The sequence below is a fragment of the Corynebacterium glyciniphilum AJ 3170 genome, from assembly GCF_007673095.1.
Taxonomy (GTDB): domain Bacteria; phylum Actinomycetota; class Actinomycetes; order Mycobacteriales; family Mycobacteriaceae; genus Corynebacterium.
In genome coordinates, this window is sequence record NZ_VDYZ01000017.1 from 43,490 (window position 1) to 56,886 (window position 13,397).

10 protein-coding genes are annotated in these 13,397 nt (G+C 68.2%); 8 read left to right on the forward strand and 2 right to left on the reverse strand.

The window, feature by feature from the left end:
* The first annotated feature begins 50 nt into the window (after positions 1–50).
* The 3 genes from FS507_RS14570 to pgi all read left to right on the forward strand — a co-directional run bounded on the left by FS507_RS14570 (position 51) and on the right by pgi (position 3,481).
* Positions 51–896, forward strand: coding sequence for an inositol monophosphatase family protein (locus FS507_RS14570; protein WP_145943509.1), 846 nt, complete (start codon positions 51–53; stop codon positions 894–896).
* Positions 893–1,714 carry a histidinol-phosphatase gene (hisN, locus tag FS507_RS14575; RefSeq protein ID WP_145943510.1) on the forward strand — a complete coding sequence of 274 codons (822 nt, stop codon included), beginning with the start codon at positions 893–895 and terminating at the stop codon, positions 1,712–1,714. Before FS507_RS14570 ends, hisN begins: the two co-directional genes overlap by 4 nt.
* A gap of 63 nt (positions 1,715–1,777) precedes the next feature.
* On the forward strand, positions 1,778–3,481 hold the full coding sequence (gene pgi, locus FS507_RS14580; RefSeq protein WP_186314708.1) for a glucose-6-phosphate isomerase: 1,704 nt from the start codon (positions 1,778–1,780) through the stop codon (positions 3,479–3,481).
* 180 nt (positions 3,482–3,661) lie between these two features.
* Here the strand turns inward: pgi and FS507_RS14585 are convergent, their stop codons facing one another.
* Together FS507_RS14585 and FS507_RS14590 are read right to left on the reverse strand one after the other, a co-directional pair.
* Complete coding sequence (locus tag FS507_RS14585) at positions 3,662–4,507, reverse strand: DNA-formamidopyrimidine glycosylase family protein (RefSeq protein WP_145943511.1); 846 nt, start codon at positions 4,505–4,507, stop codon at positions 3,662–3,664.
* A 68-nt stretch (positions 4,508–4,575) separates the two neighbouring features.
* A complete protein-coding gene (locus tag FS507_RS14590; protein WP_145943512.1) occupies positions 4,576–9,378 on the reverse strand; it encodes a DEAD/DEAH box helicase in 4,803 nt (1,600 codons plus the stop codon).
* Between the two features lie 96 nt (positions 9,379–9,474).
* On the opposite strand from FS507_RS14590, the gene FS507_RS14595 reads away from it, so the two are divergent.
* The 5 genes from FS507_RS14595 (at position 9,475) to FS507_RS14615 (ending at position 13,333) form a co-directional block, all read left to right on the forward strand.
* On the forward strand, positions 9,475–10,242 hold the full coding sequence (locus tag FS507_RS14595) for a 3'(2'),5'-bisphosphate nucleotidase CysQ (RefSeq protein WP_145943513.1): 768 nt from the start codon (positions 9,475–9,477) through the stop codon (positions 10,240–10,242).
* Between the two features lie 25 nt (positions 10,243–10,267).
* Entirely contained in the window at positions 10,268–11,539 is a 1,272-nt protein-coding gene (locus FS507_RS14600; protein WP_145943514.1) for a phospholipase D-like domain-containing protein, read from the forward strand.
* A gap of 43 nt (positions 11,540–11,582) precedes the next feature.
* The gene (locus FS507_RS14605) at positions 11,583–12,395 is read left to right on the forward strand and encodes a thymidylate synthase (protein WP_145943515.1); all 813 of its coding nucleotides are present in this window, start codon (positions 11,583–11,585) and stop codon (positions 12,393–12,395) included.
* A gap of 119 nt (positions 12,396–12,514) precedes the next feature.
* The gene (locus FS507_RS14610; protein ID WP_260853520.1) at positions 12,515–13,081 is read left to right on the forward strand and encodes a dihydrofolate reductase; all 567 of its coding nucleotides are present in this window, start codon (positions 12,515–12,517) and stop codon (positions 13,079–13,081) included.
* Between the two features lie 9 nt (positions 13,082–13,090).
* Positions 13,091–13,333 carry a mycoredoxin gene (locus tag FS507_RS14615; protein WP_145943517.1) on the forward strand — a complete coding sequence of 81 codons (243 nt, stop codon included), beginning with the start codon at positions 13,091–13,093 and terminating at the stop codon, positions 13,331–13,333.
* Positions 13,334–13,397 lie beyond the last annotated feature (64 nt).

Genomic DNA, 13,397 nt, shown 5'->3' on the forward strand with positions numbered 1-13,397 from the left:
TACTCACCCCAGGGGCGGCACCCGGGCCACACCCCGTGCACAATGGACGCATGAACTCACCCATCCCCGCAGACGCCCTGCAGGCCATCACGAAGACGTTCATCATCTCGCATGACCGGGACGACGACGGCACCCTCGCCCAGGCGCTGGTGTACAACGCCGGGCGGCTGGCCTGGCGGATGCGGGAGGCGGGTGTCACCACCGAGTTCAAGACCTCGGTGTCGGACGTGGTGACGGCGGCGGACCGGGCGGCGGAGGATTTCGTCGCCGAGGTGCTGCGTACGCTGCGTCCGCAGGACGGCCTGCTCGGTGAGGAGGGTGCGTCCGCGCCGTCCGAGTCGGGACGTACCTGGGTGATCGACCCGGTGGACGGCACGTACAACTTCACCACCGGGTCCGACTACTGGTGCTCTGCGCTGGCGCTGGTCGACGGTGACCCGGAGGACCCGGACGCGCTGCACTTCGGTGCGGTGCACCGTCCGGCGATGGGCTACACCTGGTTCGGTGGTCCGGACGTCCCCACCACGTTGGACGGCGCACCGGTCGGCACCCTGGCCGACCTTCCCCCGGAGAAGTCCTGCCTCACCGGTTACCTGCATCCCACGGACATCGCGACCCCGGAGCTGAACCGGGTGTTCACCGACACGGTCCGGGACTTCGCGACGGTGCGGTTCAACGGCTCCGCCTCGGTGGACATGGCCGGGGTGGCGGCGGGCAATGCGGGCTGCTGGTTCCAGCACAGCGTCCTGCCGTGGGACCTGCTGCCGGGGCGGGCGCTGATCGAGGGCGCGGGGGGACGGTGTGCTCGGGTCCGCGCCGGCGGGAAACTGTGGTCGGTGGCGGGCTCCCCCTCCAGTGTCGGTCACGTCCTGGAGAACCTATCCTTGGAGCCATGAGCACATCCACGTCCGACTGCCCCGACTACTCTGACGACCTGACCCTGGCGCTGTACCTCGCCGACATCGCCGACAAGGTCACCCTGGCCCGCTTCGGGGCCAGCGACCTGGAGATCACCACCAAACCCGACCTGACCCCGGTGTCCGACGCCGACACCGAGGTCGAGCGACAGCTGCGCGAGGTCCTGTCGACGCGCCGTCCGGACGACACCGTCCTCGGCGAGGAGTACGGCGGCACCGCGTCGTCCGGCCGGCAGTGGGTCATCGACCCGATCGACGGGACGAAGAACTTCGTCCGGGGCGTGCCCGTGTGGGCCACGCTGATCTCGCTGGTCGTCGACGGGACGCCCGTCGTCGGTGTGGTGTCCGCGCCCGGCCTGGCACGACGGTGGTGGGCGGCCGAGCAGATGGGCGCGTGGGCCGTCTTCAGCACGGACGAGGCCCGCAGGATATCGGTGTCGAAGGTCTCCGATATCGCGGACTGCTCGATCTCGCTGTCCTCGTTGGAGGGGTGGAGGAAGGTGGGGCGTCGTGACGAACTGATCGCGCTGACGGACGCGGCGTGGCGGCTGCGGGGTTACGGCGATTTCTGGTCCTACTGCATGGTCGCCGAGGGCACGGTGGACGTGGCCGCCGAGCCGGAGGTCAACCTCTGGGACCTCGCGGCGCTGGACGTCCTCGTCCGTGAGGCCGGGGGGCGGTTCACCGCCCTTGACGGCACACCGGGGCCCCATGACGGCTCCGCGGTGGCCAGCAACGGGCTGCTGCAGGACCGGGTACTGTCCGCGCTGGATGCGGGGCAGAACCCCGCCACCTGATTTTCCGCTACCGTGGGCAGGGACCACGAATACAGACACCGGATTCTCGAAAGGGCGACACCTGTGACTTTCACCGTCCCGAACCCCACCCCTGTGACGAAGACGCCGGAGTGGCAGGCTCTGGTCGCCCACGCGACGCGTTTCAAGGGAACCACGCTGAAGGACCTGTTCCGGGAGGACCCGGGCCGGGCCGGTGACATGACGTTCGAGGTCGGCCCGCTGCACGTGGACCTCTCGAAGAACCTCGCCGACGAGAACACCGTGCGCCTGCTGCTCAATGTGGCACGGGCGATGGGGATCGAGGACTACCGTCAGGCGTTGTTCAACGGTGAACACGTCAACACCACGGAAGACCGCGCGGCGCTGCACACCGGCCTGCGCGTGCCGATTGAGCAGGATCTCAGTGTTGACGGCCAGGACATCGCCGAGGACGTCCACCACACCCTCGACCGGATGCGTGGGCTCGCCAAGGCGCTGCGCAGCGGCGACTGGCGGGGGGCGACCAACCACACGATCAAGAACGTGGTGAACATCGGCATCGGTGGCTCTGACCTCGGCCCGTCGATGGCCGCACAGGCACTGCGCCCCTACTGCACCGCCGGGATCACCCCGTACTTCGTCTCCAACGTCGACCCGGCGGACATCACCGCCACTCTGGACGGCCTCGACCCGGAGTCCACCCTGTTCGTCGTCTCCTCGAAGACGTTCACGACCTCCGAGACCCTGGCCAACGCCCACGCCGCGAAACGCTGGCTGCTTGAGGAGTTGAAGCGGCTCGGCCTCGACACCTCCGACGAGGCGGTGGTGAACGACGCCGTGGCCAAGCACTTCGTCGCCGTGTCGACGAATGCCGACGAGGTGGCGAAGTTCGGCATCGACACCCGCAACATGTTCGGCTTCTGGGACTGGGTCGGCGGCCGTTTCTCGGTGGACTCGGCGATCGGGCTGTCGTTGATGGCGGCGATCGGGCCGCGGGACTTCATGGAGTTCGTCGCCGGTTTCCATGACGTGGACAACCACTTCTACTCCGAGCCGTTGGAGATGAACGCACCGGTGCTGATGGGCCTGTTCGGGGTCTGGTACACCTCGGTGCTGAACTCCCAGTCGCACGTGGTCCTGCCCTACTCGCAGGACCTCGGCCGCTTCCCCGCCTACCTCCAGCAGCTGATGATGGAGTCCAACGGCAAGTCGGTGCGCCTCGACGGCGAACTCACCACCGCCGAGACCGGTGAGGTCTACTGGGGCGAGGCAGGCACCAACGGCCAGCATGCCTTCATGCAGCTGATCCACCAGGGCACACACCTCATCCCGGCGGACTTCATCGGCTTCGTCAACCCGCACACCGACCACCGGAGCTCCGACGGCGAGACCAGCATGCACGACATGCTGCTGTCGAACTTCCTCGCGCAGTCGCGTGTCATGGCCTTCGGTCGGACCGCGGAGGAACTGCGTGAGGCGGGCGTGGACGAGAAGCTCATCCCGCACAAGGTGATGCCGGGTAACCGTCCCTCCAGCACGATCATCGCCGACAAGCTGACCCCGCGCACCCTGGGCTCGCTGATCGCCCTCTACGAGCACATCTGCTTCGTGCAGGGCGTGCTCTGGGGCATCAACAGCTTCGACCAGTGGGGTGTGGAGCTCGGGAAGAAGCAGGCGAATGAACTTCTCCCCCTGCTGAGCAATAACACCGACTCCGCGGACGTCGACACCGGCGACCCGTCGACGGACTCCCTGCTGCGCCACGTCCTGCGCAACCGGAAGCGGTAGCGCGGGCTGGGCTCTCCGCTCCCGGCAACACGTCCGCCCCCGGGTGGGCATGGCAGAGGTATCGCCCGCGTGGCAGATGCACCGATCGATTTACCTCCGGAAATCGACCGGTGCATCTGCCATCTGGCCGACAGGTCTGCCACTCCTAGCCTCTCGCCCGGCACCTGTCTCCCCGGCGGCTCAGCCCGCCTGGCAGCCGGGGCACCACCAGATGACTCTCTCGAGCTCTCCGTCATCCCCGCCGGCGTCCACCCCTCCCAGGAATCCTTTGAGTACCGGGGTCCCGCAGCGGAGACACGGCTTCGCCGCCCGACCGAAGACGTAGTTGCCCATGCCGGGACGCCGGTCGCCGGTGAACAGCCGCCGGGGCTCGAGACGGTTCTCCCACATCACCTTCCGGGACAGGTCGAGCAGGTGGGCGGCCGTCGTTTCCGCCTCTGATCCGACGCCGACGGGACGACGCGGGTCCACGCCACCGAGGTAGCAGACTTCCGCCCGGTACTCATTGCCGATCCCGGCGACATTGCGCTGGTCGAGCAGCGCCGCCCCGATGCTACGGTCCGGGCGCGCGAGGATTCTACCCAGTGCTTCATCACGTCCGAACGCCGCACTCTCCCAGTCTGCCGCGAGGATATCCGGCCCGAGATGGCCCACGACCTGGCCGTAGTCGTCGCGGTCGAAGATCCGGACGAAGCCGAGGCTGTGTCCGACGGTCTCGATCTGCGGCCCTCCCGCATGCTGCGGGGACAGTCGCAGGACGACCCGCCCGGTGTGACCGGGTCTGCGCCACCGGGATCCGGCGGCGTGGATGGACCAGACACCCTCCATCTTCAGGTGGGTGTGCAGGACGCGCCCGTCGAAGTCCATGAAGAGATGCTTGCCGTAGGGCCACACCCCGGTGACCTGCCGACCGGTGAGATCCTCGGTGGCGAAGCGGGGTACACGGATGTCCGAGCGGGTCACTGTCCGGCCGGTCATCCACTGCATGCGGTCAGACAACTGGAGTACAGAATCGCCTTCAGGCACCTACACCCTCCTTGTCCTCACATGACCGTCGCGACCAGGGTACGCCCGCGCCTGCGCCGCCCCCCGCATCACCGCACCACCAGCCCTTTCGGCGTCAGACGCGCCCCGGCCTCCGTCCACGCCCCCGTCGGGGCACCCATCACGTCCACGCCATTGATCCGTTCCACCGTCACCGGTGACAGCCGCCCGGCCTGCACCGCGTCCGACAGCACCGCGACCAGGGCCGCCACGTCCCCGGGGTCCGGCGCGACCGGCTCATCGGACAGGGCCGGTCTGGTGAAGACCGTGACGGTCCGTCCACCGCGGGTCAGGTGCGCCAGAAGGCGTCCCTCACGCAGGACGACCAGTGCACCTGCACCACGGGTGGGCCGCGGCGCATCCTCGGTAGGAAGTTCGGGCCACGGCACGGCCGCGCCGTAGGGATTCGCCGGGTCCGACGCCGCCAGCAGCACCGGGCCGGCTGCCTTTTCTGCCCCGGCACCGGTGTTCTCCTCCACACGGCGCAACTGGTCGATGACCTCGCGGGAGGCGAACTGTGCCCCACCCAATCCGTCGACGATGTACCCGCGTAGGACGGTGCCGTTGTCCTCCCAGGCGGTGAGCATCCGGTAGGCGGCGGCGAAGCCGCCCTCGGTGTGCTCCGACATCACCGCGCCCCTGGTCACCACCGCATAGCGGTCCAACCAGGCTTCACCGGTGGCGATCGCACGGTCTGTGGCTGCCCCGGCCGGCCCCGGGACTTGCGACCAACGGCCGGGCACACCCGAGTGTGCGTTCATCGCCGCCCGACGGGACCGCACCTCCTCGGACGCCACGGTCTGGGCGAAGGTGCTCCTTCCCATCCGCAGCCGCCGGGTCGTCCCTCTCCCCCGGTTCCGACGGGGTGCCTTATGTGCACCGCTCCCGGCGCGGTCGGTGATGCCGGTTCCGGCCAACCGGGCGCGGACAGCGGCGAAGGAGTCGGGCATGAGCCGTCCCGCGTCGAAGAGTTCCCAGATCGCGGAGTCGACGGCGTCATGGCCGGCGCTTCCGGAGTCACCGAGCCCCCGTTCGATCTCGGAGGCGAGGAACGCTCCTCCCCCACTGACCCGGTCACGTACGAGTGCCGCGACGGGCCCCACCGCGTCCTGGTCGTCGGTGTCCTCCAGCCCGTCCGGCCCGTCGACGAGCAAAGGCGCGAGGTCGGCAGGTAGCAGCATGATCCGCGGGTCGGTCGCCGAGGTCGCCCCCGCTCCAACGACCAGGACCTCCCCGGAAGCCACCAGATCGTCCAGGTCACTTGTCCGGTAGTCGGGGATCCGGGACGGAAGCACCACGGTTTCCCAGGCGCTCGCGGGGAGCGCGACTCCGGCGAGTTGTTCGATGACCGCCGGCAGGTCCTCCCGCTCGCCGGCGCCGAGGCCGTGCCAGTCCGCCAGTACCGCGGCGTAGGTCTGCACACTCACCGGTTCAAGTGCTCCGCGCGCCTTCGCCAGGGTGGCGGCCCGGAGTCGGCGCAGGACCCCGGCGTCGACGTACTGGTCGCCGTCCTCACCGCTGTGCGACTCCAGCCGTCGGCCGCTGACCCAGCGTTTCGCCAGCGAGTCCGCGGTGGCCACTCCCAGGCCGAATTCTTCGGCGATATCGGTGGCGGTGAATGGTCCATGGGTCCGGGCCCACCGCAGGACGAGCTGGTCGACGGCGTCGGCGACGGTCTCACGGGCTGCGGCGACCCCGGGGGGTACGGGGATCCCCAGGCCGTCGCGGAGCAGGGTGATGTCCTCGACCACGGCCCAGCGCAGCACGCCACCGACCTTCACCTCACAGATCCGGCGTGGGATCATCGTCTGCACCTCCGGCAGAACGATTCCCTGCGGGTCCTCGGTGCGCCGTGCCACCTCCCCCGGCGCCAGCGGCCCCAGGGCCCGGAGCATGTCCACCACCTGCTCGGCGCTGCGGGCACGCCTCCCCTCGGACAGCCACTGCAACGACTCCACGACCTCAGTGACCACGTCCGGATCCAGGACGAGGCCTTCTCCCCGGGCACCGAGGACGGCGGCGAGCAGTGCCGGGTCCACAGTCAGAGCCGCGGCCCGCTCGGCAGAGTCCCCCTCGTACAGGAACGCGCCGGTGTAGCTGAACAACAGGGACTCGGCGAAGGGCGAGGGGGTGTCGCTGGTGATCTCGGCGACACGCATCGACCTGGTGCCCACCGCGGCGACGACCTTCTCCAGGGCGGGGAGGTCGTAGACGTCACGCAGGCACTCGCGCATGGTCTCCACCATGATCGGGAACTCCGGGTGTGGTCGTGCCACGTCCAGCAGTTGGGCGGCACGCTGGCGCTGCTGCCACAACGGCTGACGTTTGCCCGGGTTACGCCGCGGAAGCAGCAGGGCGCGCGCCGCGCATTCACGGAAGCGTCCGGCGAACAGCGCCGAGGAACCCACCGACTCCGTCACCTCGGCGACGACCGGTGCGGTGTCAGCGCCGGTCCCACCACCGGTGAGCAGTTCCATGCCGGGGGCGTCCTCGGTGTAGGGCAGACGGAGAACAATGCCGTCGTCCCCGGCGACGGCCATGGCGTCGATGCCGGACGTCCGGGACAAGGATGCCCCGATCGCCAACGCCCACGGTGCGTTCACCGACCGACCCCAGGGGGTGTGCACGACGACCCTCCAGTCGCCGACCTCGTCGTGGAAACGTTCGATGAGGATCGTGCGTTCATCGGGGACGACCTGGGTGGCCTCCCGTTGTCCGGAGTAGAAGTCGTCGAGATTCCGCCGTGTGTTGTCGTCGAGGAAGTCGGCTCCCCTGAGATCCCCGTCGGAACCCCGTCCCCATGCCCGGCGCGCCGCCCCGATCACCGGGGCGAGTTCGGCGGGACGCCCCTCGGCGTCACCGACCCAGAACGGCAGCCGACCGGTGTGTCCTGCGGCCGGGGTGACGATGACCTGGTCCCGGGTGATCTCGGCAATCCGCCATGAGGACGCCCCCAGGGTGAAGACGTCCCCCACGCGTGACTCGTAGACCATCTCCTCGTCGAGTTCACCGACACGTCTGCCCCCGGCATTCTCGCCGTCCGCCGGGAGGAAGACCCCGAACAGTCCGCGGTCAGGTATCGTCCCGCCGGAGGTGACCGCGGTGCGTTGCGTCCCGGGACGTGCCTCGAAGTGCCCGGTGGCGGCGTCATAGATGACCTTGGGACGCAGTTCGGCGAAGTCGGTCGAGGGGTACCGTCCGCTCACCAGCTCGACAACGCCGTCGAAGGCCTCGCGGGGCAGCGCCGCATACGGATGGGCACGCCGGACGGTCCGGAACCAGTCCTCGACGTCCACTGTGCCGTCTCCTCCTCCGACGGCGGCGGCCTGGGCCGCCACCGCAACGGTCTGCTGGGCGAGCACGTCCAGCGCATTGGACACGACCTGGAGAGGTTCAAGGTCACCGGCGAGCATCCGGTCGACGATCACCGTCGCCACCTCGGCATCCTGTCGGTGCAGCGGGTAGATCGTGGCCCGGGACACCGCTCCGACAGAGTGCCCGGCGCGCCCGCACCGCTGCACCGCCGAGGACACGCTCGGTGGTGCACCGACCTGGACGACATGGTCTACCAGCCCCATGTCGATGCCGAGCTCCAGGGATGACGTCGCCACCACGCAGCGCAACGAACCGTCCTTCAGCGCCCCCTCGATGTCGGCACGTTCGTCCTTGGACACCGACCCGTGGTGCGCGCGGGCGATGACCTGCGGGGCCGCCGGGACCGCACCGGACTGGGCCATCAGCTGCGCCGGGTCGCGGCGGGTCGGTGCCGCCAACGACTCCGGATCGTGCTCCTCCGCCCACATTTCGTTGAGGGCCCCGGTGAGCCGTTCGGCGGTACGCCGGGCATTGACGAACACCAGCGTGGAACGGTTGTCCATCACCTGCCCGTAGACCGCACGCTGCACATGCGGCCACACGGACTTCTGCTGCGGCAGGGCCGATTCGCGGTCCACGCCGGAAGCGACCCGGCTGCCGCTGCCCACCTCGGTGACCCCGCCGACGCCCTCACCGATCAGGGACGGCCCGAGCAGTGCCTCGTCGACGGGAATGTCGTCCGCCACGTCAGTGTCCCCGGCGACCGCCGACACATCCTCCACCGCAGGCGGGTCCTGAAAATCCTCGACCACACTGCGCACGCGCACATCCCACAGTTTCTGTGCGGGAGGGTTCACCACCGTCACCGGACGGTCGCCGCCGAGGAACGCGGCGACGGTGTCGACCGGGTTCACCGTGGCCGACAGACCGATGCGTTGGACGCCGGTGTCGCTGAGCTGCTCCAGACGTTCCAGGCTGAGCGCCAGGTGCGTCCCCCGCTTCGAGCCTGCGACCGCGTGCACCTCGTCGATGATCACGGTGTCCACGTCCCGCAAGGTGCCCGCCGCTTTCGAGGTGAGCATGAGGTACAGCGACTCCGGCGTGGTGATCAGCACATCCGGTGGGGTACGGAGCAGTTTCGCCCGCTCCGCCTGGGGAGTGTCCCCTGACCGCACCCCGACACGCACCGGCGCGACGTCCGTGCCCGTGGCCGTCGCCGTCCGCGCGATCCCTGCCAGAGGGACCTGCAGGTTGCGTTCGACGTCCACACCCAGGGCCTTCAACGGCGAGATATAGAGCACCCGGGTACCGGTATTCCGGTCCTGCCGGCCTTTCATCAACCCTTCCGAGCTGAGCCGTGACAACGCCCAGAGGAAAGCCGCCAACGTCTTACCCGACCCGGTCGGGGCGACGACGAGAGCGTTGTCACCCCGGCTGATCGCGTCCCACGCCTGCGACTGCACCACCGTCGGCTCGGTGAAGACCTCACGGAACCAGGAGGCCACCGGCGTCGCGAAACGGTCAAGGGGATCGGTCATGCCCACCAGTCAACCACGCGTGCCGGACATGAAACTTCCGCACTATGTTGCACTGGACACGGAGCTGCGTCGTGTCTCCGACTACACTAGGGCGCCATGACGCGTTTCATCGACGACGATGCCCTTGCCGGTCGCCTCGCCCAGGGCACCGGAGAGATCCTCAAGGGGGTCCGGAACGTCGGGCTGCTCCGGGGCGGCGACCTGGGGGCCGCCGGTGACGCGATCGCCCAGGACTGGATCGCCCGGGCCCTTGCGCTGCACCGTCCGGACGATGCGGTCCTCTCCGAGGAGGCGACGGACGACCTGTCCCGGCTCGACCGTGACCGCGTCTGGATCATCGACCCGCTCGACGGAACCCGCGAATACGCCGGCGTCCGTCAGGACTGGGCGGTGCACATCGCCCTGGCCGTGCAGGGGACGGTGACCGTCTCCGCCGTCGGGATGCCCGACCTGGGGCAGGTGTTCACCTCCGCGGAATCCCGCGCCGTGCTCGGCGCCCCGACGAACCGTTTCGTGATTTCCAGGAACAGCACACCGGACGTGGCCCCCCATGTTGCCGAGGCCCTCGGCGCGGAGTTGACGACGATGGGATCCTGCGGTGCCAAGGCGATCAGCGTCCTGCTGGGCGACAACGACGCCTACATCCACGCCGGCGGGCAGTACGAATGGGACAACGCCGCACCCGTGGGGGTGTGCCAGGCCGCGGGCCTGCACTGCAGCCGCCTCGACGGGACCCCGCTGGTCTACAACAACGAGGACACCTACCTCCCCGATCTGCTGATCTGCCGGCCTGACGTCGCCGACGGCATCCTGGCCGCGGCCGCGGAGTTCTCCGCGAAGCACGGCTCGTACACCACCGTGTAGCACCTCCGTCATTAGAATCGGTGCGATGAGCATCCTGCGCACCTCCCGCGGTCACGAGGACCGGACGAACTCCCCTTCCCTGGCCGCCTACGGTGGTCTCGCCGTCGCAGGTGCCGCGGGTCTGGCGGCTGCGGCCGCGCTCCCCGCACTCACGGCCGACCTCATCCAGCGGCGGGGGCGCAGGGAACGTACCGCACCCCGGCCCGGCACGTTCTCGACGACCGTCGGCGACTCCGAGATGACCGTCTACACCGACGGCAGGACCCTCTACGACGACATGATCGAGGCGATCGACGGCGCCGAGGAGATCATCCTCATGCAGAACTACCTGTGGAAGAACGACGAGGGTGGCCTGCGGTTCATCAAGGCCCTCAACGCCGCGGCCGACCGGGGTGTGGACGTGTACGTGATCTACGACGGGTTCGGGAACCTGGTGGTGCCACGGTCCTTCTACCGGAACTTCTCCGACAAGGTGCATGTCGCCCGGCTGCCCTTCGTCACCCGCAAACTGTGGACCGCGCCGGTACGCACCACCGGCGTCAACCACTCCAAGATCCTCGTGGTCGATGACGAGACCGGGTTCATCGGCGGCTACAACATCGGCTCACAGTTCGCCGGGCACTGGCGCGACACGCACGTCCGGCAGGTCGGGCCGAAGACGTGGGGACTCCGCAACGCGGTGACCCGGGTCTGGAACCAGAAGTGGCCGGAGGGTGGCGACATCCCCTGGACCGCTCCCGACAGCTGGGACTCCCGGATCCAGGTGGTGGCGAACCTGCCGGTACAGCTGGTCTACCCGTTGAGGAACATGTACCTCACCGCCATCGAGCGCGCCCGGGACCACATCTGGATCACCACCCCCTACTTCATCCCGGACCAGCAGATCCTGCAGGCCCTGTACCGTGCCGCGGACCGGGGCGTGGACGTACGCCTCATGGTGCCCAAGGAGTCCAACCACATGATCGCCGACTGGGTGAGCCGCGGGTTCTACGGCGAACTCCTGGAACACGGCATCACGCTGCACCTCTACGCTGCGACGATGATCCACGCGAAGACCGCCACCATCGACGGGGAGTGGTCCACCGTCGGTACCGCGAACATCGACCGTCTGTCGCTGTCCTTCAACTACGAGACGAATGTCGAGGTCACCGACAAGGACTTCGCGGCGACGATGGAGAAGGTCTTCACCGCCGACATCGAACACTGTGAGACCGTGAACTCCACATCCTGGCGCGACGAGCACCCGTTGTCACGCGTGGCGGAGATCGCGTTGATGCCGCTGCGGAAAGTGTTGTGACCCAGGTGGTCGCGGACACCTCCATGACCCTATTCTGGAACCCATGAGCTCAACGTCCCCTGTCCCCACACCCTATGAGGATCTCCTGGCCGAGATCCTCGCCGACGGCACGGCGAAGGGCGACCGCACCGGCACCGGCACCCGGAGCCTGTTCGGCCGTCAGATCCGTTATGACCTCTCCTCCGGTTTTCCCCTGATCACCACGAAGAAGGTGCACCTCAAGTCCGTCGTGGGCGAGCTGCTGTGGTTCCTGCGCGGCGACTCGAACGTGGCCTGGCTCCATGAGCACGGTGTGAGTATCTGGGACGAGTGGGCTGACGACAACGGCGATCTGGGGCCGATCTACGGTGTCCAGTGGCGCAGCTGGCCCACCCCGGACGGACGCCACGTCGACCAGATCGCCGCCGCTCTCGAGACGCTCACCTCGAACCCGGACTCCCGGCGCAACATCGTCTCCGCCTGGAATGTCTCGGAGCTTGACGATATGGCACTTCCACCCTGTCACCTGCTGTTCCAGCTCTACGTCGCCGACGGGAAGCTCTCGTGCCAGCTCTACCAGCGCAGTGCGGACATGTTCCTCGGCGTGCCGTTCAACATCGCCAGCTACTCGATCCTCACCCACATGTTCGCCCAGCAGGCGGGCCTGGAGGTCGGTGAGTTCATCTGGACCGGCGGCGACTGCCATATCTACGACAACCACGTCGACCAGGTACGCCGGCAGCTTGACCGGGAGGCCCGCCCTTACCCGACGCTGTCGCTGACCAAGGCTGCGGACATGTTCAGCTACACCTTCGACGACATTTCCGTGAACGACTACGACCCCCACCCGGGCATCAAGGCCCCTGTGGCGGTATGACAGAGAACACGGAGATCACAGAGAACATCATGAGTGACACCCTGAGCACGCCCACGAGTGCCGACCTGGCCCGTCGCGACCTGCGTGACGCCGGACTACCCGACGATGTCGAGATCGCCATGATATGGGCACAGACCACCGACGGGGTCATCGGCGACGGATCCGACATGCCCTGGTACCTGCCTGAGGACCTCGAGCACTTCAAGAACTCCACCGTGGGAGCTCCCGTGGTGATGGGCAGGATCTCCTGGGAGGCACTGGACCCCCGGTTCCGCCCCCTCCCCGGACGCGACAACGTGGTGATCACCCGGAACTCCTCCTACGACGCCCCCGGCGGGACCGTGTGCGCCTCGATCCCGGAGGCTGTGGTCGCGGCACACCGGATCGCCGCAGAGCGGGACGTCGACGGAGTATCGACGGTGTGGATTCTCGGTGGCGGCGAAATCTACCGGCAGTGCCTGCCAGTCGCCGACCGTGTGGTCGTCACCGAGATAGCCTGCGGTGCCCCCGAGCGGTTCCGGGTGGTCGCGCCCGACATGCGTGCGACACTGCAGGACGGCTCGTTCACGGTCTCTGACGGCCCATGGTTGGATTCAGAGAAGGGCACCGCCCTGACAGGTGAGGACCCGCTGCGGTACCGGATCTGCGAGTACACGGCCACCACTTCCCCGAAAGAACGTTCCTAGGAGTTTGCATTGTCTGTCACCCTGTACACCACCACCTGGTGCCCCTTCTGCCAGCGTCTGACCGCCGACCTGGATGCGACGGGGACCCCGTACGGGCGCATCGACGTCGAGCAGAATCCTGAAGCCGGCGAGTGGGTGAAGTCCGTCAACGACGGGAACCGCGTTGTCCCGACCGTCAAGTACTCCGACGGCACCTACGCGACCAACCCGCCGGCCGATGACGTGCGGGCGAAGCTGGAGGAGCTGGGCTAGGTGTACTTCCCGGGGAGGTTGTGAACACTCCGTCGGGGGATGACGCATAAGGAAGACCTCCGGT